Source organism: Mycobacterium sp. D16Q13 (assembly GCF_002013375.1).
Lineage (GTDB): Bacteria > Actinomycetota > Actinomycetes > Mycobacteriales > Mycobacteriaceae > Mycobacterium.
The window spans coordinates 324761-350020 of record NZ_MAEW01000007.1; the positions used below are offsets into that span (position 1 = coordinate 324761).

Here is a 25260-nt window from a genome sequence, read left to right on the forward strand (position 1 = left end):
TCTCGCCCGGAGGACACATGGCAGCCAGAAGGCAATGGGCGGGAACCACTCCCGAGGAGCGTCGGGCGACGCGTCGACGCGCGCTGCTCGACGCGGGCATCGCGGCGCTCGGCGCCATCGACGGCCCGGCGCTGACCATCCGCACCGTATGCAGGTCTTCCGGTGTCTCGGAACGCAACTTCTACGAGGAGTTCGGCGATCGAGACGACTTCGTGCGTGCCGTGTACCAAGACGTCCTCGAATCCGTGATGCGTGTCGTCACCGAATTCGCTGCCGATGGCGACGATTTGGAAACCCGCGCGGTGGAGACCTTCATCGGGGCGACCGTCGACAACCCCGAATATGGCCGCATCATGATGTTGGCTCCTTTCACCGAGCCGACACTCGGCAGCGTCGGATTCGCGGGGTCGATGGCGTTCGCCTCGCTCGCGGAGAAAGCGCTGGTGGACGTCGGCGATCCCGGACGCCGCCGATTTCTGTCGGTATCGCTCATCGGTGCGGCCTCGGGCGCCATCATCGACTATCTGCGCGGAGATCTAGGCATCAGCCGTGACGAGCTCATCGACTACATCTCACGTATGGGCCGCCAGGTGTCGGCGATCTTCGACTGAGCACAGGCCGGGTACCGTCGATCCATGGGCAGGGCACTTATCGTCGTCGACGTGCAGAATGACTTCTGCGAAGGAGGCTCGTTGCCCGTGCCCGGTGGCGCCGCGCTCGCCCGGACGATCAACAACCTCACCGCGTCCGGCGCCTACGACGCGGTGGTCGCGACGCGCGACTTTCACATCGACCCCGGTGATCACTTCTCCGCGACACCGGACTTCGCGACAAGCTGGCCGCCACACTGCAGGGTCGGTACCCCCGGCGCCGACTTCCATCCGGACCTGGATCTTGGCCCTGTCGACGCGGTGTTCTCCAAAGGCGGTTACTCCGCCGCATATTCAGGCTTCGAGGGCATCTCCACCGAGGGCACCGCACTGGGGTCCTGGCTGCGGGCCCGGGATCTCGACAGCGTCGACGTGGTGGGTATCGCTACCGAGTACTGCGTGGCCGCCACCGCCCGCGACGCCGCTCGCCAGGGGCTTCGTGTTCGTGTGCTCTCCGAGTATTCCGTTGGCATTGAGGAAGAATCGGTGAATCGCGCCCTGGATGAGCTCCGGGACGCCGGCGTCGAGGTGATCCGCTGAACGAGAAATCGAGCGGCGCATCCACATCCACAGGTCTGCTTGCCACCGCCGTCACAGCGCTTGGCGGAACCGAACGCGCCGGACAGCTCACGATGGCCACCGCCGTCGAACACTCCCTACACAGCGGTGAGCACCTCGTGGTCCAGGCCGGCACCGGCACCGGGAAGTCCTTGGCGTACCTGGTGCCTGCCCTCGCCCACGCCATCGAGGAGTCATCCCCGGTCGTGGTCTCGACGGCCACCATCGCGCTGCAGCGTCAGCTCGTGGATCGCGACCTGCCCCGGTTAGCGGAGGCGTTGACCCCCTCGCTGTCCCGAAAACCAACGTTCGCGATTCTCAAAGGCCGGGGAAATTACCTGTGCCTCAACAAATTGCATAACGGAGCGGCTTCCGACCAGGAAGCGCCCGACACGCTGTTCGAACCCTTCGCGGCCAGCGCGCTGGGACGCGACGTACAGCGGCTCAATGACTGGGCGGATACCACCAAGACCGGGGATCGCGACGAGCTCAAGCCCGGCGTGCCCGATCGTTCGTGGTCACAGGTCAGCGTGTCGGCACGCGAATGCCTCGGCGCTACGCGATGCCCGTTCGGCACAGAGTGCTTTGCCGAGCTGGCCCGGCTCGACGCGGGACAGTCGGATGTCGTGGTCACCAATCATGCACTGCTGGCCATCGATGCCATCGCCGACATCAACATCCTGCCCGAGCATGACGCGGTGATCGTCGACGAGGCGCACGATCTCGTCGACCGGGTAACAAGCGTTGCCACCCAAGAACTCTCGGCAGTTGGCCTCACCGTCACCATCCGGCGTATCGGCCGACTGGTATCCCCCGAGACAGCGAGCCGGTTCGAGGCCAGCTCGGCAACGTTCTCCTCATTGATCCACGACAGCAAGCCCGGCACCATCGACCGCGCGGACGAGGAAACCGTCACCTATCTGACCGCACTGCGCGACGCCGCTGCCGCGGCCCGCACCGAGATCCCCACAGGCCAGTCCACCGACCCCGCCACCGCCGCGGCACGTACGGAAGCAGTTGCCGCACTGGACGATATCGTCGATGCCGCTTCCTTAGCGCTGGCCTGCTGGGGCGAACCGGATATCACGGCCCGCCCCAACGTGGTCTGGCTCGATCATGAGGACAACCGGGGCTCGGTGCGCCCAGTTCTGCGGGTTGCCCCGCTGTCGGTGGCGGGGCTGCTGCGCACTCGGCTGTTCGGACAGCGCACAGTCATCCTCACCTCGGCCACCCTGGCTCTCGGGGGGAAGTTCGACACCATGGCCGCATCCTGGGGCCTGCCCGCCCGCGAACCCAGCACAGACTCTGGCACCGAGACCAAGACCGTCTGGCATGGCATCGATGTCGGGTCTCCTTTTCAGCATGAGAAGTCCGCCATTCTTTACCTCGCGCGGCACCTTCCCGCCCCGGGACGTGACGGACTTGGCGCGGCGACGCTTGATGAGATCGAGACCCTGGTCCGCGCGGCAGGGGGACGCACGCTAGGACTGTTTTCCTCGATGCGCGCCGCCAAGGAGGCGTCCGAAGAGATGCGCTCCAGGCTCGACACCCCCGTGCTGTGCCAGGGTGACGACGCGACATCGGTTCTGGTCGAACAATTCAGTGCGGCGCCCGAAACCTCACTGTTCGGCACCCTGTCGCTGTGGCAGGGCGTCGACGTACCCGGCCCCTCGTTGTCGCTCGTTCTCATCGACCGAATCCCCTTCCCCCGCCCGGACGATCCACTCCGGGCGGCCCGGCAGCGAGCGATCAGCGCACGCGGCGGCAACGGGTTCATGGCGGTGGCGGGCACCCAGGCAGCGCTGCTGCTGGCGCAGGGAACCGGCCGCCTGTTGCGTAGCGCGCAGGACAGAGGCGTTGTCGCGGTGCTCGATTCACGGATGGCGACGGCCGGGTACGGCGGATTCCTCCGGGCATCATTGCCACCGTTCTGGTCGACACACGATTTGTCGGTGGTCACCGCGGCGCTACAACGGCTCACGACTAAGCACAGCGCGACTTATGCTGGAGAGGGCTCCCGCACACGGGGATAGCCCCGACAGAGAGATGGCCATGTCGATTCCGGTCAGGTGGTTTCGCACCCCGGAGCGAATCCTGGCCTGCTGCGCCCTTGCCGCCCTGGCCTTATCAGCCTGCGCCAATATCGTTGAGGGCGCGCCGGTTTCGCAGCTAGGCAACGCGTATCAAGTCGCCGGACTCCCTGCCGTCGACGGTCCGTCCGGGTTACGCTCCAATCCCAAACCGGCCGACAAGGCCGTACACGGCACCGACGACGGCGAGATGGACCGGCTTGCGGTAAGCGCCGTCGCTGACATCGAAGACTTCTGGCAAGAGGCCTATCCCAAGACCTTCTGGGCCACGTTTCATCCGGTCGGATCATTGATGTCCTGGAACAGCCAGGGCCCCGGTGGCGCGGACTTCTGTGGCAACCCGACGACCGGCTTCGACAATGCCGGGTACTGCATCAGCCAGAACAGCCTTGGGTGGGATCGTGGCGTGCTGTTGCCCAGGCTGGTGCGAATGTTCGGCGCCATGGCGGTACCCATGACGCTGGCCCACGAATACGGGCATGCCGTCGCGCACCAGTCGGAGATGGTTGACTCTCGGACCCAAACGCTGGTCGGTGAGCAGATGGCCGATTGCCTCGCCGGAACATACCTGCGGTGGGTGGCCCAGGGCAGCTCACCGCGCTTCACGCTGAGCACCGGAGATGGTCTCAACAAGGTCATCGCGGCGCTCATCGCCTTCCGGGACGATCCCGTCGAGGCGGGCGCCCTCCTCGATGCGCATGGATCCGCATTCGAGCGGGTGTCGGCCTTCCAGCGCGGATTTATGGACGGCGCGGTCGAATGCACCCGAATCGACATGGCGGAGATCGCCAAGCGCCGCGGCGGGCTCCCCGAGAATCTGCCGTCCGGCGAATCGGGAGACACGCCCGTCACCGTCGACACCCTGCGCACGCTGATGAGCGTGCTCCGGGAGGTGTTCGCGTCTGCGGGAAACACAGCACCGCCGCGACTGTCGGTATCGGGGGCCGCGTGCGATGAGCCCGGTCATCGCCGGCAATCCGCGGCTGCGGTGTACTGCCCGGACTCCAACACGGTGGCTCTCGATCTGCCGCGACTGGCCGACCTGGCACTGCCCACCCACGATCAGGGACGGATAACCGGCGACTTCACCGCCTATTCGATGGTTATTTCCCGTTATGCGCTGGCGATCGAGAAACAACGGGGCCTGCCGCTCGACAACGGGCAGAGCGCGCTACGCAGCGCCTGCCTGACCGGTGTCGCTTCGGCAGCAATGGCCAAACCCATCACGCCAACCCAGAAACCTAACCCGATGGTGCTCACCGCCGGGGATCTTGACGAGGCCGTATCGGGGCTGCTGACCAATGGCGTCGTGGCCAGTGATGTCAACGGAACCACCATCCCGGCCGGCTTCTCCCGGATCGATGCCTTCCGCGACGGGGTGGCCGGATCGGCGGATCGTTGCCTCAAGCGCTACGTCTGACCGCTCCTAGTGCTCCAGATCGCTGGCCGCCAGCACCGAGAGGCCCAGCTCGCTGTCGCCGGCCAATAGCGGATGGTGCGGAAGCACCCGCACCGTGTAGCCCACAGATCCGGAGACCGGCAACGTGGTCGTGGCCGAGAACGTCTCCACGCCTCCATCGCGGCTGCCCGTGTGCGTCATCGGGACGATCTCCGAATCAGAGAGCTTGTCGTCCAGGTCAACTCGACCGATCACGGCCTGCACCGCGACCTCCGAAGGGGCCAGCCCGGACAGCTGAACCGACGCGGTGAGCGTCAACGGTGATCCCAGCAGCGGAGTGTCGGGCAGTCCCGAACTGTCGACGTCGGTGATGACCAGCGACGGCCACACCTGCTGCACCCGCTCCCGATAACGCGCCAGCTCCTTGGCCGGGGCAAACGAAGAATCGGAACCGACGGTGGCGCGCAGCGATTTTGCCGCGGGAGCGTAGTAGCCCACGGTGTAGTCACGAACCATTCTGGATGCCAACACCTTGGGACCCAGCTTCTCCAGGGTGTGACGAACCATCTCTACCCAGCGCTGCGGTGTGCCGTGTTCATCACGTTCGTAGAACTTGGGCGCGACCTTCTGCGCCAGCAGCTCGTACAGCGCCGCGGCCTCCAGGTCATCGCGTCGGGCGTCGTCGGTGACCCCGTCGGCCGTCGGTATCTCCCAACCGTTTTCGCCGTCGTACCACTCGTCCCACCAGCCATCGCGGATGGACAGGTTGAGCCCGCCGTTGAGCGCACTCTTCATCCCGGAGGTCCCGCATGCCTCCAGCGGACGAAGTGGGTTGTTCAGCCACACATCGCAGCCGAAGTACAGGTAGCGGGCCATCGACATGTCGTAATCGGGCAGGAAGGTGATCCGGTGTCGCACATCGGCCTGATCGGCGAATTTGACGATCTGCTGGATGAGCCCCTTGCCACCGTCGTCGGCGGGATGCGACTTGCCTGCCACGATCAGCTGCACCGGCTGCTTCTCGTCGAGGAGCAGCTCACGCAATCGCTCCGGATCACGCAGCATCAGGGTGAGCCGCTTGTACGTCGGGACGCGACGCGCGAAGCCGATGGTCAACACAGCCGGGTCGAAGGCGCTGTCCACCCAGCCCAATTCGGCCTCGGCAGCACCTCGCTGCAGCCACGATGCGCGTATCCGCCGCCGCACATCCTGGATCAGCTGCTCGCGCAGCTGCGACCGGATCCACCAGATGTGCCCGGGATCCACCTCGTGAATGCGCTCCCATCCGCTGGCATCGTTGAACGCTTCGGCGCCGACGAGCTGCTGCCCCAACTCCAACCACTGCGGCGATGCCCACGTGGGCGCGTGCACGCCGTTGGTGATCGACCCGATGGGGACCTCTGCGGCATCGAAGGACGGCCACAATCCATTGAACATCGACCGGCTCACCTGGCCGTGCAACAGCGATACGCCGTTGGCGCGCTGTGCCAGGCGCAGTCCCATATGGGCCATGTTGAACGTGGACGGATCGTCCTCCGCGCCCAGGGCAAGGATGCGATCCACCGGTACCCCGGGCAGCAGCGTGGAATCACCGGACTCCCCGAAGTACCTGCGCACCAAGTCGACGGGGAATCGGTCGATGCCCGCGGGAACCGGTGTGTGCGTGGTGAACACGGTGCTGGACCGGACCACCGTCAAGGCTGTTTCGACATCCAGTCCGTGCTGCCCGATGTACTCACGGATGCGCTCCAGCCCCAGGAACCCGGCATGGCCCTCATTGGTGTGGAACACCTCCGGAGCCGGCACCCCGGCGGAGGCGACGTACGCACGAATGGCGCGCACACCGCCGATACCGGCCAGAATCTCCTGCTTGATGCGGTGGTCCTGATCACCGCCGTACAGCCGGTCGGTGACATAACGCAGTTCCCGATCGTTCTCGGCGATATCTGAGTCCAAGAGCAACAACGGAATCCGGCCCACCTGAGCAACCCAGATCCGTGCCGAGAGCACTCTGTCCTGTGGCATCGGCACCGTGATCAAGATCGGGGTGCCATCCTCATGCGCCAGCAGCCGCAGCGGCAGACCGGCCGGGTCGATCAACGGATACTGCTCGGTCTGCCAGCCATCGGCGGTCAGCGACTGCCGGAAGTATCCGGACCGGTAGTGCAGTCCGACCGCGATGAGCGGCAGACCCAGGTCGGAGGCGGCCTTGAGGTGATCGCCGGCCAGAATGCCCAGACCGCCGGAGTAGTTCGGCAGCACCTCAGAGACGCCGAACTCCATCGAGAAGTAGGCGATTGCGGCGGGCAGGTCGAACGTCTCGGCGGGGTCGTCGCCGGTTCGCTCCAGCTGACGCTGGTACCACATCGGCCGGTTCAGGTAGTCATGCAAATCACCCGCCAGCGCGGCCACCCTGTCGACAAACCCGTCGTCGGCCGCCAGTTCGTCGAGCCGCTGTGCCGGGACCGACCCCATCACCGCGACCGGATCATGGTTGGTCTGGTCCCACAGTTGGTGGTCGATATCAGCGAAGAGATCGCGGGTCGGCTGGTGCCACGACCAGCGCAGGTTGTTCGATAACTCACCCAGCGCCGCCAACCGCTCCGGAAGATGGGCGCGAACCGTGAATCGACGTAGGGCTTTCACCCTTCAGAACCTTACTGAGATTTCGGTTGAGCGCATGTCCGGCGGCGAGATAGGCCGTCTACTACGGTGGACGTGGTGACCGGACGCATAGGCATCGACGATGTCGCCCCCGCGATCTCGGGTGGACGCTATCCGGCCAAGGCAGTCGTGGGCGAGGTCGTGCCCGTGGCGGCAACCGTATGGCGGGAAGGTCACGAGGCGGTTGCCGCGACCCTGGTGGTGCGCTGTCTGGGCCCCAGCTATCCGCAGCTCGCGGAGGGCCCGCTGCGCCGCATCTCGGCCCCTCGCGACAAGGACACAAGCGCGACGCGCATCAAACCGCTGCATGTTCAGATGCGGCCGGGCGGCGCACTCGATCGTTTCCACGCCAGCTTCGTCCCGGACCGGGAGGGTCTCTGGACCTTCCGGGTCGACGGATGGGGTGACCCGATCGCGACCTGGCGCCACAACGTCGAGGCCAAACTGGAGGCCGGGCAGGAGGCCGCCGAATTGGCCAACGACCTGGAGATCGGTGCGCGACTGTTCGAGCGTGCGGCGGCCGGAGTGCCGCGCAAGCGCCGCAAGCCACTCCTGGACTCGGCGGAAGCGCTGCGCACCCAGGACGATCCAGGAGCACGGTTCCAACACGCGCTCTCCGATGAGGTGCAGGCGCTGCTCGCCGAGTTCCCGCTGCGCGACCTGCTCACGCGCGGCACCCAGTACGGCGTCTGGGTCGATCGCACCCGCGCGTTGTACGGCTCCTGGTACGAGCTGTTCCCGCGTTCCACCGGTGGAGTGGGGCCGGACGGACGCGCCATGCATGGCACTCTGGCGACGGCGGCCGCGGATCTGGCACGGGTCGCCGCCATGGGATTCGATGTGGTCTATCTACCGCCGATTCATCCGATCGGTGAGATAAACCGTAAGGGCCGCAACAATAATCCGGTCGCCGAGCCCGGTGAGGTCGGTTCACCGTGGGCCATCGGCAGCGCCGCAGGCGGCCACGATGCTATCCACCCCGAGCTCGGAACCGTCAAAGACTTCGACCGATTCGTCTCCACGGCACGCAAACTGGGCCTGGAAGTAGCACTGGACTTGGCGCTGCAATGCGCGCCAGATCATCCCTGGGTGGACGCGCATCCCGAGTGGTTCACCGAGCTCCCCGACGGCACCATCGCCTATGCGGAAAATCCTCCGAAGAAGTATCAGGACATCTATCCGCTGAACTTTGACACCGATCCAGCGGGCCTATATACCGAGGTACTGCGCGTGGTGCAGTACTGGATTGCCCACGGCGTCAAGATATTCCGGGTGGATAATCCGCACACCAAGCCCCCCGACTTCTGGCAGTGGCTGATCGGTGAGGTCAAGGCGGCCGATCCCGATGTCCTGTTTCTTTCCGAGGCATTCACCCGCCCAGCCCGGCTCTACGGCCTGGCCCGGCTCGGCTTCACCCAGTCGTACACCTACTTCACCTGGCGCACCGCGAAATCCGAGATCGCCGACTTCGGCAGAGAGATCGCCGCGCAGGCAGATGTGGCGCGCCCGAACCTCTTCGTCAACACCCCCGACATCTTGCATGCCAGCCTCCAACACGGCGGACCGGGCATGTTCGCCATCCGCGCCGTCCTCGCCGGAACCTTGAGCCCCACCTGGGGCGTGTACTCCGGATACGAGCTCTACGAACATGTTCCGCTGCGCGAGGACAGCGAGGAATATCTGGACTCGGAGAAGTATCAGCTGCGCCCCCGCGACTACAAGGGCGCCGTCACGCGCGGCGAATCATTGGAGCCGTTCATTACTCGACTCAACGAGATCCGGCGACTGCATCCCGCCCTGCATCAGCTGCGCAACATCACCTTCCACCACGTGGAAAACGAGGCTCTGCTGGCGTATTCCAAGTTCGACCCGGTAACCGGCGACGCCGTCCTGGTCATCGTGAATCTCAACCCCTTCGGCCCCGAGGACGGCACCATCTGGCTCGACTTGCCCGCGCTGGGCCTGGACTGGCCCGAAACCTTCTGGGTGCGTGACGAACTCACCGGTGAGCAGTATCGATGGGGACAGGCCAACTACGTGCGACTCGACCCGCCCAAAGCCGTCGCCCACATTCTCAACCTGCCGCACGTTCGTGAACAGGCCCGAGCGCACCTGGTGTTCCGCCCATGACCATGCCCGCGACCTTCGCGAAGCCCGACGCCGCCGATATCGCCAGATTAGTGGCCGGAACCCATCACAACCCGCATTCGGTCCTCGGGGCGCACGAGTATTCGAATCCGCGCGGTAAGGGGCACACCGTCATTCGAGCGTTCAAGCCCGGCGCAACCGCGGTCGCCGCGGTAGTGGGCGAGGAACTCCACCCGATGACCCACCTCGGATCGGGATTATTCGTGGTGGCATTGCCCTTCCTGAACCTCCTCGACTACCGCCTCGACGTCGACTACGGCGGCACGTCGCTTATCACCGCCGACGCGTATCGATTCCTGCCCACGCTCGGCGAAGTGGACCTACACCTTTTCAACGAGGGCCGCCACGAGCGTCTCTGGGAAATCCTTGGCGCGCATCCGCGCTCATTCGTCACCGCGGACGGCGAGGTGAGTGGCATCTCCTTCGCGGTGTGGGCACCCAACGCGCACGGAGTCTCGGTGATCGGCGATTTCAACGGGTGGAACGGCAACGACGCCCCCATGCGAACCCTGGGATCCTCCGGAGTCTGGGAACTGTTCTGGCCGGGCATGACGCTCGGCGCCTTGTATAAGTTCCGCGTGCACGGCGCCGACGGGTCGGTGACCGATCGCGCCGACCCCTTCGCGTTCGCCACCGAACTGCCACCGGCCACCGCTTCGCGGGCCACCACCTCGTCGTACTCCTGGGAGGATGGCGAATGGATGTCCCGGCGCAGCACCCGCAATCCCGTGTTCGAACCGATGAGCACCTACGAGGTGCATCTGGCATCGTGGCGCCCCGGACTCTCCTACCGACAACTAGCCCACGAGCTCACCGAATACATACTGGCTCAAGGGTTCACTCACGTCGAGCTGCTCCCAGTGGCCGAACATCCCTTCGGTGGATCCTGGGGCTACCAGGTGACCTCGTACTACGCTCCCACCTCTCGATTCGGCACGCCCGACGACTTTCGGTACCTGGTCGATGCTCTGCACCGGGCGGGAATCGGCGTCATCGTCGACTGGGTACCCGCGCACTTTCCCAAGGACGCGTGGGCGCTGGCGCGTTTCGACGGGACACCCCTGTATGAGCATGCCGACCCGCACCGCGGCGAGCAGTTGGACTGGGGCACATATGTTTTCGACTTCGGGCGCCCGGAGGTACGCAACTTTCTGGTCGCCAATGCCCTGTTCTGGCTCGATCAGTTCCATATCGACGGGCTGCGGGTGGACGCCGTCGCATCGATGCTCTACCTCGACTATTCACGCCCCGCGGGCGGCTGGACGCCCAACATTCACGGCGGCCGCGAAAACCTCGAAGCGGTGCAGTTCCTTCAGGAGATGAACGCCACCGTACACAAGCTGCATCCCGGAATTGTCACGGTGGCCGAGGAATCCACGTCGTGGCCGGGCGTCACCCGGGCTACCAGCCTTGGCGGCCTTGGCTTTTCCATGAAATGGAACATGGGGTGGATGCACGACACCCTGGGCTACCTCGGGCGCGATCCCATTCACCGCAGCTTCCATCACCACGAGATGACCTTCTCGATGCTGTACGCCTTCAGCGAGAACTTTGTGCTGCCCATCAGCCATGACGAGGTGGTGCACGGCAAGGGGACACTGTGGACCCGCATCCCCGGTGACGACCACGCCAAGGCCGCCGGACTGCGCTGTCTGCTGGCCTACATGTGGGCACATCCCGGAAAGCAGTTGCTGTTCATGGGGCAGGAGTTCGGTCAGCGGGCCGAATGGTCCGATGAACGCGGTGTCGACTGGTTTCAGCTGGGCGAAGACGGGTATTCGTCGGGAATCGCGGCGCTGACGGCAGATCTGAATTCCGCATACCGACAGCGCCGCGCGCTGTGGTCCCAAGACACCGCACCCCAAGGCTATTCGTGGATCGATGCCAACGATTCGGCGAACAACGTGCTGAGCTTCCTGCGCTTCGGTGATGACGGTTCGGTGCTGGCATGCATCTTCAATTTCGCGGGCGTAGAGCACAGCAGCTACCGGGTGGGGTTGCCGCTGACCGGTCGCTGGCGTGAGGTCATCAACACCGACGCACTGCAGTACCACGGCAGCGGGGTCGGGAATCTGGGCGAGGTGATCGCCGCGGCGAACCCGTGGCACGGCCGCCCGGCCTCGGCCACGCTGGCACTGCCGCCCGCCGCCGCGATCTGGCTGGAACCCGTCTCAGAGGACCTGTAGACAACATTAGGATGCGCTAAACGCAAACTCGCGTACCGAGGGGGGTGGCTCGATGTCCAAACGCTGGATGGCACTGCTGGTGGGGCTGGTGCTGGTGATCACATCGTGTGGCCGTCCGCTCGGTGGGCAACCTCAATCCATCTACGCGGATCCGCTGCGTGTGGCGGGCATGCCCGCGGTCGATGGCCCCTCCGGCATGAAACCCGGAGTGCAGGTCCCCAAGCGCAAGATCGAGAACACCGACAACGGCGAGATCGATGATTACGTCAAGGTGTCCCTGGCGGACATCGAGGACTTCTGGACGCAGTTCTACGGCGATTCGTTCGCGAACTTCCGGCCCGTGTCCCGCCTCATCTCTGCCGACTCGCGCAAGAACAACCGCGACCTCGAGTTCTGCGGGGGCAACCTGACCGACTTCATCAACGCCGCGTTCTGCCCACTGGACAACTCATTCGCCTGGGATCGCGGTCAGCTGTTCCCCTACCTGCGCAAGCAAATGGGCGATATGGCCATGAACACCGTCATGGCCCACGAGTACGGACACTCGATCCAGTTCCATGCCCAGCTCATCAATCCGATCGACGATCCGAAGATGAGCAAGGACCAAGTCGAGTACCTCATGGACCTGAATCAGGAGCAGCAGGCCGACTGCTTCGCCGGGGCCTACTTGCGCTGGGTCACTCAGGGCGATTCGCCGCGGTTCACCCTGAACACCGCCGACGGGCTCAACAAGGTGACGGCCGCGATGATCGCGATCCGCGACAACGACACCAGCAAGAAGTGGGCCATCCACGGCTCGGCATTCGAACGGGTGTCGGCCTTCCAGTTCGGTTTCACCGACGGCCCGATGGCATGCAAGCGCATCGATTCCCAAGAGATTCTCAAGCGCCGCGGTGAACTGCCGAAGGGGCTGGGCGTGGGTCCGAACGGCGACAACTGGCCGATCAACCCGGACACCATCGACGCGGTGCTCGCCGCGGCTTCGCAGGTATTCCCCATGGACAATCCGCCCAAGACGGTTTATGGCGACGGGAAATGCCCGGACGGTTCGGGTACCGCGCCGGCTTCGTTCTGCCCCAAGGACAACACGATTGCCCTGGACCCGAAGGCCCTGCAGAAGATGGCCACCCCGTCATCGGACCGGGCGCTGTTCTCCGCGCAAGTGAACGGCGACTATTCGGCGTTCAGTGTGATCGTCTCGCGCTATGCGCTGGCGGCACAGAAGGCCGCGGGGCTGGAAACCGAAGGCATCATGACGGGGCTGCGCACCGCATGCCTGACGGGATATTTCACCTCGCGCGCCGCGGGCAGGGGCATCGTGACTCCCCGCGCGCCGGTCATCCTCTCCGGCGGCGACCTCGACGAGGCCGTCTCCGAATTGCTTTCCAGCGGTAGAGCTTCCAGTGACGTGAAGGGCCAGACGGCGCCGGCTGGATTCTCCCGTATCGACGCCTATCGGATAGGCGTACTGGGCAATGACCAGACCTGCGCCAAGCGCTTCCCGTAGTTACGGGGGCCCGTCAACACTGAGCTAGAACAGGGCGTTAGCGAGCTTGCGCCGCCCGGCGACCACCGCGGGATCGGCGGGGTCAAACAACTCGAACAGCTCGAGCAGGCGGGCGCGCACCGTGGCCCGATCATCATCGGATGTCGCACGAACAAGCGCGACCAACCGGTCGAAGGCCGAATCTGGCTGCTGCGAAAGCACTTCCACATCCGCGGCGGCTAACCCCGCCGCGATATCGCCGGGCGCGGCATCGGCGACGGCCACCGCATCTTGAGGCTGGGTCGTCGCACGGATCAGGAACTCGATCTGGCGCACCGACGCGGCCGCCTCGGCCGCCACCGCACCGGTGGCGCCGCCGTCCAGCAGGGCCTGATAGGCGGCGCTGGCCGCCTCGAAATCTCCGGAGTCCAAAGCATCACGCGCGGCCGCGAGCGCCGGGTCCGTGTTGTCTTCGGGCTCGTCGACGTCCCCACCCTCCGGCCCAGCGGCATCGGGCAGCTTGCCGGCGACGGCGTCAATAATCGAGTCCAGCCAACGCCGCAGCTGATCGGCCGGTTGCGGTCCCGCGAAGCTGGTGAGGGGCCGCCCCGCCGCCACTGCCACCACGGTGGGCACAGCCTGCACGCCAAAGGCCTGCGCGATCTGCGGGCTGGTGTCGACATTGACCCTGGCGAGGGTCCACGTGCCGTTGTCCTCTGCGACCAGGTCGCCCAGTGTGGCGGCGAGCGCCGCGGAGGCCTCGCTGCGCGGCGATCCCAGAAGCACGATGACCGGCACGCGATTGGACTGCGCCAGCACCTCGGCTTCGAGATTCGCCTCGGTTACCTCGACGGTCCATTCACCCCCGGCCGAGGGCTCGCGGGGTACTGCGGACTCCTGCGCGCGCTGCTTGAGGGCGGAAAGGTCGACAGCTCCGGACATGGCCGCAGCCATCGCGGGACGTGGTCGGGTCACGCTCTCCAGTCTGTCACGGCTCGCGGCTTCCGCACTACGGTGCTGCGTCACCTGTCGGCGCCGCCCCCGCGACGGGCAACTTACCCGCCCTATCAGCCCATATGACAAAGATCACACTGCACAATGGGGCAACCCCAGCTAACAGTGCGAGCAACCAGGTGAGCGGGTTCCAGCGGTACTCGCGCCCGGCCAGGAACCCCACCACTAAGTACGCGATGAAGACGACGCCGTGGATCCAGCCGAAGACCTTCACGCCGATTTCATTGCCCGGATCCGGCACGTACTTGAAGAACATCCCGGTGAGCAGACCCGCCCAGCTGACGGCCTCAAGCAACGCGATGGCGCGGAACCTGCTGGCGGTGCTGCGCAGGTCGAAAAGCTGTGTCATGCCCTCAGTCTGCCCGATGGGGTGCCCGACACCTCAGCGGACCTACTACAGCGCGTCGTAAATCACACCCGCACGATCAAGGCGTCACCCTGACCGCCGCCGCCGCACAGTGCGGCCACACCGATTCCACCGCCGCGGCGCTTGAGCTCCTGCGCCAGATGCAGGGTGATCCGGGCACCGGACATCCCGATGGGGTGCCCGATAGCGATCGCGCCGCCGTTGACGTTGACCTTGGCCGGATCGATTCCCAGGTCCTTGATCGAGGCCAAGCCCACCAGCGCGAAGGCCTCATTGATCTCGACCAGGTCGAGCTGGTCGGGGGAAATCCCTTCCCGCTCACAGGCCTTCCGAATGGCGTTGGCCGGCTGCAGCTGCAAGCTGGAATCGGGGCCGGCGACAACACCGTGTGCGCCGATCTCGGCGATCCACTCCAGCCCCTCGCGCTCCGCGCGCTCCTTGCTCATCACCACGACCGCACAGGCACCATCGGAGATCGGCGAGGACGACCCCGCGGTAATGGTGCCGTCCTTGCTGAACGCCGGACGCAGGCCGGCCAGTGACGCGGCAGTGGTGTCGGCACGGATGCCCTCGTCCTCGGCGAACTCGATCGGATCACCCTTGCGCTGCGGGATCTGAACCGAGACCACCTCGTCGGCGAAGACGCCGTCCTTCCAGGCGCGGGCAGCATTCTGATGGGAACGCGCCGCGAACTCGTCCTGCTCCTCGCGGGTGAACTTGTCGGAGACGTTGCGCTGTTCGGTGAGGATGCCCATCGCCTGGTCGGTGAAGGCGTCGTGCAGACCGTCGAAGGCCATGTGATCAACAAGCGTCACGTCGCCGTACTTGAACCCGAACCGGCTCTTGGGCAGCAGATGCGGGGCGTTGGTCATGGACTCCTGTCCACCGGCGACGACGACCTCGAACTCACCGGCCCGAATCAGCTGGTCAGCGAGGGCGATGGCATCGACACCGGAAAGACACACCTTGTTGATGGTGAGCGCCGGGACGTCCATACCAATTCCGCCGGCAACCGCCGCCTGGCGCGCCGGAATCTGGCCGGCACCAGCGGTGAGAACCTGGCCCATGATCACGTAGTCGACCGCGGACGGCACCACCTTGGCCTTCTCCAGGGCGCCCTTGATGGCGATGCCACCCAGCTGAGCGCCCGAGAAGTCCTTCAGAGATCCCTGGAAGCGGCCAACGGGTGTACGCGCTCCAGCAACAATCACGGACGTGGTCATTGAGTCTCCTTAATGCTGCTCGAGTGGACGCCGTTTTCTGGAACGCGTTACCGTTGCGTTATGACGACATCGTCTCCGCTTGATGTTCCCTCGATCCTATCGACCGGCCTGGTGACCGCGATCGACCACGTGGGTATCGCGGTGCCTGACCTGGACGTCGCGATCGAGTGGTACCACGAGCACCTGGGCATGATCCTGGTGCACGAGGAGATCAACAAGAGCCAGGGCGTCCGCGAGGCGATGCTGTCTTTCCCCGGAGCAGAACCCGGCAGCGCCCAGATTCAGCTGATGGCCCCGCTCGATGAGTCCTCGCCCATCGCCAAGTTTCTGGACAAGAAGGGCCCGGGACTGCAGCAGCTGGCCTATCGCGTCACCGATATCGACGCGCTGACCGATCAGCTGCGTGCCGCAGGAGTGCGTGCGCTCTACGAGGAGCCGCGCGTCGGCACCGCGAACTCACGCATCAACTTCCTGCATCCCAAGGACACCGGCGGCGTACTCATCGAGCTCGTCCAGCCGACGCAGTCGCACTAGCTCCAACGCCGCGTCGGGCTTCGATTCGCGCGGTTGCTCCAGCAGGGCGTATGCCAGTGGCGGCGGTCTTCGGCTCCCCTGTCTTGCCCCTCGGAGGCAGGCCAGGCCACCACATGCGCTACCCCCACCGCGATCTCGTGATCACACCCGGGGCAGCGATATACCTTGATCGCGCGCGCTGCGGAGATGCGCCGCACCTGGTAATCCAGACCGTCGGTCCCCTGTTCCACCTGATGCCCGCCGAGCGGCAGCGCAACGGCACGATCGGCGGCGGCGCGGCGCGGCGGATGTCGGCGGCCCATGCGGTGATTCTATGAGCCGCGGTGCAATTTCAGAACAAACGGAATTCGTCTGAGTCCATTCCCCGCATGGCATCGTAATCCAGTGTGAGGCAACGGATTCCTCGATCCTCGGCAAGAGTGCGAGCCTGCGGCTTGATCTGTTGCGCCGCGAAGACACCGGCGACCGGCGCCAGCGTGGTGTCACGGTTGAGCAGTTCGAGGTAGCGGGTCAGCTGCTCAACACCATCGATCTCGCCGCGGCGCTTGATCTCCACCGCGACCGTCGCACCGTCGGCGTCCCGGCACAGGAGGTCCACCGGCCCGATGGGAGTCATGTATTCGCGACGCACCAGTGTGTATCCCTCGCCGAGTAGCGCAACATGCTCGGCGAGCAACTCCTGCAGGTGCGCCTCCACACCATCCTTGACCAGTCCGGGGTCGACGCCGAGCTCATGTGCCGAGTCATGCTCGATGTTCTCGATGGTGATCCGCAGCTGCTCGGCGGCCTTGTTCTCCACGATCCATACGGTCGGCGCTCCGCTCTCCTCCGAGCCCTCACCCTCGGTTTCGGTGAGCCAGCATGGCGGGCTCATCCAGTTGAGCGGCTTGTAGGCCCGGTCATCGGCATGCACGCTCACCGAGCCGTCGGCCTTGATCAGCAAGAGCCTCTTGGCAGATGGCAGGTGGGCGGTCAACCGGCCGACATAGTCAACCGTGCATTGAGCTACGACGAGACGCACCGGCTCACTGTATAGGGCGTTAGGCTGACCACAACTATGGCAAACGAGTCGATTCGCGCAGTGTCGCTGCGAGTGGGCCGTGCCCTGGCCGCGATCACCGGGCAGACCGGCCGACTCGAGGCCGGCGACGGGTACGGCTCGTGGCTGCTGGGCCGCTATGACGAGAGCACGCTCGTCCAGCGCATCCGGATCCAGCTGATGCTGACCGTGTTCGTGGTGGCCGCCAACCTGATTGGTGTCGCCGTCGTCATCCTGTTGGTGCTCGTCGCGGTGCCCGATCCCAACGTCTTCGACGCACCCTGGTGGATCCAATTCGTGGTCGTTCCGGTGTACGTGACGCTCGCGGTGCTCATCGGCGCAGTGTGGGGTACCCGCCGGATCTTCAAGGTGGTGCGGTGGGCCATCGAAGAACGCGAGCCCACCAAGGAGGACCAGCGCAACGCGTTCGCGGTCCCCCGGCGACTGACCGTCGTCGAGGCGATTCTGTGGGCTGGCGGGACCGCCTTGTTCACCACGCTCTACGGGCTGCAGGATCCGCTCTACATCCCCAAGATCTTCTTCGCGGTGGGGTTCAGCGGTGTGGTGGTCTGCGCGGCGAACTACCTGTTCACCGAGTTCGCGATGCGACCCGTCGCCGCACGAGCACTCGAAGCGGGGTATCGCCGAAGGCGGCTCGCCTCGGGAATCATGGTGCGCACGATGCTGGCCTGGCTCTTGGGATCTGGGGTACCCGCTGTCGGCATCATGCTCGCTGGAGTCGGAGCGCTGATCTTTGGCAACTTCACCGTCAACCAGCTCGCCGTGGCCGTCATCATCCTCGCGTCATTCCCGGTGGTATTTGGTCTGATCCTCATCTGGATCGCATCCTGGATGACGGCCGCGCCCGTCAAAGAGGTGCAGGCCGCGCTCAAGCGCGTCGAACAGAACGATCTGGACGTCAACCTCGTCGTCTATGACGGCACCGAGCTGGGCGAGCTGCAGGCGGGCTTCAACACCATGGCGGAGGGCCTGCGTGAACGCGAGCGGGTCCGGGACCTCTTCGGCAAGCATGTCGGCCGAGAAGTCGCCGCGGCCGCCGAACTGCAACAACCTGCGCTCGGCGGTGAGGAACGCCACGTCGCCGTGCTTTTCGCCGATATTGTCGGGTCGACCCAGCTGGCAGCCACCCGGCCCGCCATCGAGGTGGTCGCGCTGCTGAACCGATTCTTCACCGTCGTGGTCGAAGAAATCGACCGATACGAGGGCATGGTCAATAAATTCGAAGGCGACGCCACCCTCGCGGTCTTCGGAGCGCCGGTCCGGCAGGACCGTCCCGAAAGCCAGGCACTCGCTGCCGCCCGGGCCATCGCCCGGCGGCTTCGGACCGAGGTACCCGAATGCCAGGCCGGCATCGGCGTCGCCTCGGGGCAGGCGGTGGCCGGAAACGTCGGAGCCCACGACCGCTTCGAATACACCGTGATCGGCGATCCAGTCAACGAAGCGGCTCGGCTCTGCGAGCTCTCCAAAACAGTGCCCGGACGCTTAGTGGCCTCGCTCGATACCGTGTTGCGTGCACACCATCGCGAGGCCCTGCACTGGCGCTCTGGCGATACCGTGACGCTGCGTGGCCGGATCGAGCCCACCGAACTTGCCGTACCTGTGGCCTGACGCGGCTGCGGCCGCGGCCCAAATCTAGTCGGACTGCTTCCACCAGGCTTCGACATACAGCACCATCGCCACAACAAGTGCGATAAGCACCCACAGCACCAATGCCTGGTCTATCCAGGCTCCCGGCGGCGGCGCACCGGGCAGGATATTGCGCAGCGGGACGATCGCGAACAACATCGTTCCGAACCAGGTCGTCAGCGGTGGGTGGAACTTCTTCCTACCCTTCACCGTCTCGATCGCCACGATCAGGGCCATCGTCGGAAGTGTGATCAACACCAGGCAGATGCCCACATCGAATGCCAGGGTGCCGCGCGCCCGTACGAGCGTGACCGTGGTCTGATCGCCCTTGCCAGCCGGTGCCGGCGACGTATCCGTCGACACCCGCCATCCGCCCAGGCTGCCGATCACTTCGATGCGCGCCGGTACCGGACGCCGACCTTCGCCATTACCCACCATGACTTCTGCGCGCAAATTGCCGGTGGAGTACTCGTCGAACGGCCATGACTGAGCGTCACCCGTTGCGACCAAAGTGTCGTCCATCGCGGCAGGGACGGTGCCCCGCGGAAAATGTCGCTCCCCATAATCCAGGGAGGACACTAACCGCACGGACATGTCCGCGTTCAACAGCCCGAAGGCATCAAGTGTTGTCTTCGCCGGTAACACCACTACCTCGGCGTCCAGCCGGTTGTTTACCGTGCGCAGGTCCTGGAGGTCGATGACCACAACAGTCTCGTTGTCTCGGGACAGGTCCAGATCGGCCGACGGCGGGCCGGAATGATGATCCAGCAGGCGATAGATGAGGAGAAAACCCACGTAGATGACCAACACCAGTATCACTGCACCCACGGTCGTGGCGGCCGGCTTCAGCTTGAAGCGCCCCTTGAATGCCTGCACAGGATTCCTATCTCTACCGTCTCGCTATTTCAGAAATCTAGCAGCCAGAATATGAAAATACCCCCCAGTTTCCTGGGGGGTATTTCCAATTTATGTTCGGCGGTGTCCTACTCTTCCGTTCCGTGTTAAGAACAGTACCATCGGCGCTGAGAGGCTTAGCTTCCGGGTTCGGGATGGGACCGGGCGTTTCCCTCTCGCTGTGGCCGCCGTAACTCTTTCGTGTGATTAACACACAAGTTATCTGGTGGTGGAGTGTGGTCGTCAAATGACGACGAATAGTGGTTGCGATTTATTAGTAAGTTTTCGGTCGATTAGTGCCAGTTCCCTGAACGTATTACTACGCTTACAGGTCTGGCCTATTGAACCCATAGTCTGTGGGTGACCTTATCCCTCTAAAAGGGTAAGAAACCTGGTCTTGGAATAGGTTTCCCGCTTAGATGCTTTCAGCGGTTATCCTGTCCGAACGTAGCTATCCAGCCGTGCTCCTGGTGGAACAACTGGTACACCAGAGGTTCGTCCGTCCCGGTCCTCTCGTACTAGGGACAGGTTTCCTCAAGTTTCTGACGCGCGCGGCGGATAGAGACCGAACTGTCTCACGACGTTCTAAACCCAGCTCGCGTGCCGCTTTAATGGGCGAACAGCCCAACCCTTGGGACCTGCTCCAGCCCCAGGATGCGACGAGCCGACATCGAGGTGCCAAACCATCCCGTCGATATGGACTCTTGGGGAAGATCAGCCTGTTATCCCCGGGGTACCTTTTATCCGTTGAGCGACACCCCTTCCACTCAGAGGTGCCGGATCACTAGTCCCGACTTTCGTCCCTGCTTGACTTGTAGGTCTCGCAGTCAAGCTCCCTTGTGCACTTGCACTCAACACCTGATTGCCGTCCAGGTTGAGGGAACCTTTGGGCGCCTCCGTTACATTTTGGGAGGCAACCGCCCCAGTTAAACTACCCACCAGGCACTGTCCCTGGACCGGATATACGGTCCGAGGTTAGAGGTTCAATACGATCAGAGTGGTATTTCAACGATGACTCCACAAACACTGGCGTGCCTGCTTCACAGTCTCCCACCTATCCTACACAAACCGAACCAAACGCCAATACCAAGCTATAGTGAAGGTCCCGGGGTCTTTTCGTCCTGCCGCGCGTAACGAGCATCTTTACTCGTAGTGCAATTTCGCCGAGTCTATGGTTGAGACAGTTGAGAAGTCGTTACGCCATTCGTGCAGGTCGGAACTTACCCGACAAGGAATTTCGCTACCTTAGGATGGTTATAGTTACCACCGCCGTTTACTGGGGCTTAAATTCTCCGCTTCACCCAAGGGTTAACGGGTCCTCTTAACCTTCCAGCACCGGGCAGGCGTCAGTCCGTATACATCGTCTTGCGACTTCGCACGGACCTGTGTTTTTAGTAAACAGTCGCTTCTCACTGGTCTCTGCGACCTCGTTCAGCTCACGGAGCAAGTCCGGTCACCAAGCGAGGTCCCCCTTCTCCCGAAGTTACGGGGGTATTTTGCCGAGTTCCTTAACCATAGTTATCTCGTACGCCTTAGTATTCTCTACCTGACCACCTGTGTTGGTTTGGGGTACGGGCCGTGTGTGAACTCACTAGAGGCTTTTCTTGGCAGCATAGGATCACTGAATTCGCCTCAATCGGCTATGCGTCACCTCTCAGGCTTAATGACATCCGGATTTACCTAGACGTCGCCCTACGGGCTTGCTCCGGTATAACCACTAACCGGTACAGCTACCTTCCTGCGTCACCCCATCGCTTGACTACTACCACCGAAGGTCCCACGCAGCGGGTTCACGTCGCACTCCGAAGAGATTGATCTAGAACCTTTTGGGTGGTTAGTACCGATGATTCATCATGGGCGCGCACACACGGGTACGGGAATATCAACCCGTTGTCCATCGACTACGCCTGTCGGCCTCGCCTTAGGTCCCGACTTACCCTGGGAGGACTAGCCTGGCCCAGGAACCCTTGGTCATTCGGCGGGCAAGTTTCTCACTTGCCTGTCGCTACTCATGCCTGCATTCTCACTCCCGCACCCTCCACTGCTGAATTACTTCGCAGCTTCGCTGGGTGCAGGACGCTCCCCTACCCATCCATGCCACTGCCCCGAAGGGAATGTATTGCATGAATGCCGCGGCTTCGGCGGTGTACTTGAGCCCCGCTACATTGTCGGCGCATAATCACTTGACCAGTGAGCTATTACGCACTCTTTCAAGGGTGGCTGCTTCTAAGCCAACCTCCTGGTTGTCTTCGCGACTACACATCCTTTTCCACTTAGTACACGCTTAGGGGCCTTAGCCGGCGATCTGGGCTGTTTCCCTCTCGACGTACGGAGCTTCTCCCCCGCCGTCTCACTGCCGCGCTCTAACTTATTGGCATTCGGAGTTTGGCTGACGTCAGTAACCTAGTAGGGCCCATCGGCCATCCAGTAGCTCTACCTCCAACAAGAAACACGCGACGCTGCACCTAAATGCATTTCGGGGAGAACCAGCTATCACGGAGTTTGATTGGCCTTTCACCCCTACCCACAGCTCATCCCCTCAGTCTTCAACCTAAGTGGGTTCGGGCCTCCACGGCGTCTTACCGCCGCTTCACCCTGGCCATGGGTAGATCACTCCGCTTCGGGTCCAGAACACGCCACTACGGGCGCCCTATTCAGACTCGCTTTCGCTACGGCTACCCCTCACGGGTTAACCTCGCGACGTGTCCCTGACTCGCAGGCTCATTCTTCAAAAGGCACGCCATCACCCCACGAGGAGGCTCTGACGGATTGTAGGCACATGGTTTCAGGTACTATTTCACTCCCCTCCCGGGGTACTTTTCACCATTCCCTCACGGTACTAATCCGCTATCGGTCACTAGAGAGTATTTAGGCTTACCGGGTGGTCCCGGCAGATTCACAGCAGATTCCACGAGCCCGCTGCTACTCGGGATGAAGTACGAGACAGGTGTCGGATTTTCGCGTACCGGACTCTCACCGTCTGCGGCGGGCCGTCCCAGACCACTTCCGCTAATCACGACACTTTTTTACTGTCCGCCGGTCTGGTAGAACCGGCAAGTACAACTCCCACAACCCCGCACACACAACCCCTACCAGGTATCACATGCATGCGGTTTAGCCATCTTCCGCTTTCGCTCGCCACTACTCACGGAATCACGGTTGTTTTCTCTTCCTACGGGTACTGAGATGTTTCACTTCCCCGCGTTTCCTCCCAAAGCCTATATATTCAGCAGTGGGTAACACGACATCACTCGTGCTGGGTTTCCCCATTCGGACATCCTCGGATCAAAGCTCGGTTGGCAGCTCCCCGAGGCTTATCGCAGCCTCCTACGTCCTTCATCGGCTTCTAGTGCCAAGGCATTCACCATGCGCCCTTAAGAACTTAGCTAATAAATTGCAAAAACCAGCCTCACTCGTAAACGAGCGAGGCTATGTTTAGATGCTCGCAACCACTATCCATAAGTCAAAGACCACACCCCACCACCAAGCAGGGTGACAACACAATGTGTTGCCTCAGGACCCAACAGTGTGCCAGCGTTTCAATTCTTATGACAGTCCGACGTTTTGCCGACTACCTGTCCACGGGGTGGACAGGATTTATAAAACATATTCACCAAGCATGTATCCACTACAGATACTCGCTTTATGTTCCCAGTTCATTCGACTGGGAAATGGTGCTCCTTAGAAAGGAGGTGATCCAGCCGCACCTTCCGGTACGGCTACCTTGTTACGACTTCGTCCCAATCGCCGATCCCACCTTCGACAGCTCCCTCCAAAAGGTTAGGCCACTGGCTTCGGGTGTTACCGACTTTCATGACGTGACGGGCGGTGTGTACAAGGCCCGGGAACGTATTCACCGCAGCGTTGCTGATCTGCGATTACTAGCGACTCCGACTTCATGGGGTCGAGTTGCAGACCCCAATCCGAACTGAGACCAGCTTTAAGGGATTCGCTCCACCTTGCGGCTTCGCAGCCCTCTGTACTGGCCATTGTAGCATGTGTGAAGCCCTGGACATAAGGGGCATGATGACTTGACGTCATCCCCACCTTCCTCCGAGTTGACCCCGGCAGTCTCCTACGAGTCCCCGGCATTACCCGCTGGCAACATAGGACAAGGGTTGCGCTCGTTGCGGGACTTAACCCAACATCTCACGACACGAGCTGACGACAGCCATGCACCACCTGCACGCAGGCCACAAGGGAATACCTATCTCTAGATACGTCCTGCGCATGTCAAACCCAGGTAAGGTTCTTCGCGTTGCATCGAATTAATCCACATGCTCCGCCGCTTGTGCGGGCCCCCGTCAATTCCTTTGAGTTTTAGTCTTGCGACCGTACTCCCCAGGCGGGGTACTTAATGCGTTAGCTACGGCACGGATCCCAAGGAAGGAAACCCACACCTAGTACCCACCGTTTACGGCGTGGACTACCAGGGTATCTAATCCTGTTCGCTACCCACGCTTTCGCTCCTCAGCGTCAGTTACTGCCCAGAGACCCGCCTTCGCCACCGGTGTTCCTCCTGATATCTGCGCATTCCACCGCTACACCAGGAATTCCAGTCTCCCCTGCAGTACTCTAGTCTGCCCGTATCGCCCGCACGCCCACAGTTAAGCTGTGGGTTTTCACGAACAACGTGACAAACCACCTACGAGCTCTTTACGCCCAGTAATTCCGGACAACGCTCGGACCCTACGTATTACCGCGGCTGCTGGCACGTAGTTGGCCGGTCCTTCTTCTGTAGGTACCGTCACTTTCGCTTCGTCCCTACTGAAAGAGGTTTACAACCCGAAGGCCGTCATCCCTCACGCGGCGTCGCTGCATCAGGCTTGCGCCCATTGTGCAATATTCCCCACTGCTGCCTCCCGTAGGAGTCTGGGCCGTATCTCAGTCCCAGTGTGGCCGGTCACCCTCTCAGGCCGGCTACCCGTCGTCGCCTTGGTGGGCCATTACCCCACCAACAAGCTGATAGGCCGCGGGCTCATCCCACACCGCAAAAGCTTTGCACCACTCACCATGAAGTGTGTGGTCCTATCCGGTATTAGACCCAGTTTCCCAGGCTTATCCCAGAGTGCAGGGCAGATCACCCACGTGTTACTCACCCGTTCGCCACTCGAGTACCCCGAAGGGCCTTTCCGTTCGACTTGCATGTGTTAAGCACGCCGCCAGCGTTCGTCCTGAGCCAGGATCAAACTCTCCAAACAAAAATTTAATCCCGACAAAACAACTGTCAAAAGAATTGTTATCGACATAAAATGTCTATATAAACACTGACACACTATTGAGTTCTCAAACAACACATTTATTTGTTGTGGCTATGAATTCGGGAATTTCTTCCTCTATTCTCGCCTCCGCCCTTTCAGG

At 62.9% G+C, this 25260-nt stretch carries 16 protein-coding genes and 3 rRNA genes; 9 read left to right on the forward strand and 10 right to left on the reverse strand.

All coding sequences use genetic code 11. The features are described from left to right. Positions 1-17 precede the first annotated feature (17 nt). The 4 genes from B4400_RS08600 to B4400_RS08615 are packed head-to-tail and all read left to right on the forward strand — an operon-like array spanning position 18 to position 4718. The gene (locus B4400_RS08600; protein ID WP_078309343.1) at positions 18-611 is read left to right on the forward strand and encodes a TetR/AcrR family transcriptional regulator; all 594 of its coding nucleotides are present in this window, start codon (positions 18-20) and stop codon (positions 609-611) included. Positions 612-635: 24 nt separating this feature from the next. After that, positions 636-1190: an isochorismatase family protein gene (locus B4400_RS08605; RefSeq protein ID WP_078309345.1), complete on the forward strand. Its 555-nt coding sequence runs from the start codon at positions 636-638 to the stop codon at positions 1188-1190. Next, the gene (locus B4400_RS08610) at positions 1187-3241 is read left to right on the forward strand and encodes an ATP-dependent DNA helicase (RefSeq protein ID WP_078309347.1); all 2055 of its coding nucleotides are present in this window, start codon (positions 1187-1189) and stop codon (positions 3239-3241) included. Before B4400_RS08605 ends, B4400_RS08610 begins: the two co-directional genes overlap by 4 nt. A 19-nt stretch (positions 3242-3260) precedes the next feature. After that, on the forward strand, positions 3261-4718 hold the full coding sequence (locus B4400_RS08615) for a neutral zinc metallopeptidase (protein WP_078309457.1): 1458 nt from the start codon (positions 3261-3263) through the stop codon (positions 4716-4718). A 6-nt stretch (positions 4719-4724) separates the two neighbouring features. On the opposite strand, the gene glgP is transcribed toward B4400_RS08615, so the two are convergent. Further along, a complete protein-coding gene (gene glgP, locus B4400_RS08620; protein WP_078309349.1) occupies positions 4725-7343 on the reverse strand; it encodes an alpha-glucan family phosphorylase in 2619 nt (872 codons plus the stop codon). 75 nt (positions 7344-7418) lie between these two features. Between glgP and B4400_RS08625 the strand changes: the two genes are divergently transcribed. Genes B4400_RS08625 through B4400_RS08635 form a run of 3 tightly spaced genes read left to right on the forward strand, consistent with a single transcriptional unit; the run spans position 7419 to position 13202 of the window. Further along, entirely contained in the window at positions 7419-9491 is a 2073-nt protein-coding gene (locus B4400_RS08625) for a maltotransferase domain-containing protein (RefSeq protein WP_078309459.1), read from the forward strand. Further along, entirely contained in the window at positions 9488-11695 is a 2208-nt protein-coding gene (glgB, locus tag B4400_RS08630) for a 1,4-alpha-glucan branching protein GlgB (protein WP_078309351.1), read from the forward strand. The genes B4400_RS08625 and glgB overlap by 4 nt, the downstream gene beginning before the upstream one ends. A gap of 52 nt (positions 11696-11747) precedes the next feature. Beyond that, a complete protein-coding gene (locus tag B4400_RS08635) occupies positions 11748-13202 on the forward strand; it encodes a neutral zinc metallopeptidase (RefSeq protein ID WP_078309353.1) in 1455 nt (484 codons plus the stop codon). Positions 13203-13226: 24 nt separating this feature from the next. Here B4400_RS08635 and B4400_RS08640 read toward each other — a convergent pair whose 3' ends face one another. From B4400_RS08640 to B4400_RS08650, 3 genes are all read right to left on the reverse strand, one after another. Next, the gene (locus B4400_RS08640) at positions 13227-14156 is read right to left on the reverse strand and encodes a tetratricopeptide repeat protein (RefSeq protein ID WP_078309355.1); all 930 of its coding nucleotides are present in this window, start codon (positions 14154-14156) and stop codon (positions 13227-13229) included. Between the two features lie 34 nt (positions 14157-14190). Continuing rightward, on the reverse strand, positions 14191-14544 hold the full coding sequence (locus B4400_RS08645; RefSeq protein ID WP_078309357.1) for a DUF3817 domain-containing protein: 354 nt from the start codon (positions 14542-14544) through the stop codon (positions 14191-14193). Positions 14545-14606: 62 nt separating this feature from the next. Continuing rightward, entirely contained in the window at positions 14607-15785 is a 1179-nt protein-coding gene (locus B4400_RS08650) for an acetyl-CoA C-acetyltransferase (protein ID WP_078309359.1), read from the reverse strand. Positions 15786-15845: 60 nt separating this feature from the next. On the opposite strand from B4400_RS08650, the gene mce reads away from it, so the two are divergent. Further along, positions 15846-16319: a methylmalonyl-CoA epimerase gene (mce, locus tag B4400_RS08655; RefSeq protein ID WP_078309361.1), complete on the forward strand. Its 474-nt coding sequence runs from the start codon at positions 15846-15848 to the stop codon at positions 16317-16319. On the opposite strand, the gene B4400_RS08660 is transcribed toward mce, so the two are convergent. Both B4400_RS08660 and nucS read right to left on the reverse strand, forming a co-directional pair. Further along, the gene (locus B4400_RS08660; protein WP_078309363.1) at positions 16316-16621 is read right to left on the reverse strand and encodes an Rv1322 family protein; all 306 of its coding nucleotides are present in this window, start codon (positions 16619-16621) and stop codon (positions 16316-16318) included. The genes mce and B4400_RS08660 overlap by 4 nt on opposite strands. Positions 16622-16650: 29 nt before the next feature. Then, positions 16651-17340 (reverse strand): endonuclease NucS, encoded by a 690-nt coding sequence (gene nucS / locus B4400_RS08665; RefSeq protein WP_078309366.1) that lies wholly within the window; start codon positions 17338-17340, stop codon positions 16651-16653. A gap of 36 nt (positions 17341-17376) precedes the next feature. On the opposite strand from nucS, the gene B4400_RS08670 reads away from it, so the two are divergent. Beyond that, positions 17377-18987, forward strand: coding sequence for an adenylate/guanylate cyclase domain-containing protein (locus B4400_RS08670; RefSeq protein ID WP_078309367.1), 1611 nt, complete (start codon positions 17377-17379; stop codon positions 18985-18987). A gap of 24 nt (positions 18988-19011) precedes the next feature. Here the strand turns inward: B4400_RS08670 and B4400_RS08675 are convergent, their stop codons facing one another. The 4 genes from B4400_RS08675 to B4400_RS08690 form a co-directional block, all read right to left on the reverse strand. Then, positions 19012-19881 (reverse strand): DUF4436 domain-containing protein, encoded by an 870-nt coding sequence (locus B4400_RS08675; protein WP_078309369.1) that lies wholly within the window; start codon positions 19879-19881, stop codon positions 19012-19014. A gap of 94 nt (positions 19882-19975) precedes the next feature. Continuing rightward, positions 19976-20092 (reverse strand): 5S ribosomal RNA (rrf, locus tag B4400_RS08680). An 80-nt stretch (positions 20093-20172) separates the two neighbouring features. Then, positions 20173-23287 (reverse strand): 23S ribosomal RNA (locus tag B4400_RS08685). A 297-nt stretch (positions 23288-23584) separates the two neighbouring features. Further along, a 16S ribosomal RNA gene (locus tag B4400_RS08690) occupies positions 23585-25100 on the reverse strand. Together the 16S, 23S and 5S rRNA genes form the textbook arrangement of a ribosomal RNA operon. Between the last annotated feature and the right edge of the window lie 160 nt (positions 25101-25260).

Coding starts and splice junctions, on each gene's coding strand:
- B4400_RS08600 (WP_078309343.1), top strand. CDS start 18: ATGGCAGCCAGAAGGCAATGGGCGGGAACCACTCCCGAGGAGCGTCGG.
- B4400_RS08605 (WP_078309345.1), top strand. CDS start 636: ATGGGCAGGGCACTTATCGTCGTCGACGTGCAGAATGACTTCTGCGAA.
- B4400_RS08615 (WP_078309457.1), top strand. CDS start 3,261: ATGTCGATTCCGGTCAGGTGGTTTCGCACCCCGGAGCGAATCCTGGCC.
- glgB (WP_078309351.1), top strand. CDS start 9,488: ATGACCATGCCCGCGACCTTCGCGAAGCCCGACGCCGCCGATATCGCC.
- B4400_RS08635 (WP_078309353.1), top strand. CDS start 11,748: ATGTCCAAACGCTGGATGGCACTGCTGGTGGGGCTGGTGCTGGTGATC.
- B4400_RS08645 (WP_078309357.1), bottom strand. CDS start 14,544: ATGACACAGCTTTTCGACCTGCGCAGCACCGCCAGCAGGTTCCGCGCC.
- B4400_RS08650 (WP_078309359.1), bottom strand. CDS start 15,785: ATGACCACGTCCGTGATTGTTGCTGGAGCGCGTACACCCGTTGGCCGC.
- mce (WP_078309361.1), top strand. CDS start 15,846: ATGACGACATCGTCTCCGCTTGATGTTCCCTCGATCCTATCGACCGGC.
- B4400_RS08660 (WP_078309363.1), bottom strand. CDS start 16,621: ATGGGCCGCCGACATCCGCCGCGCCGCGCCGCCGCCGATCGTGCCGTT.
- B4400_RS08670 (WP_078309367.1), top strand. CDS start 17,377: ATGGCAAACGAGTCGATTCGCGCAGTGTCGCTGCGAGTGGGCCGTGCC.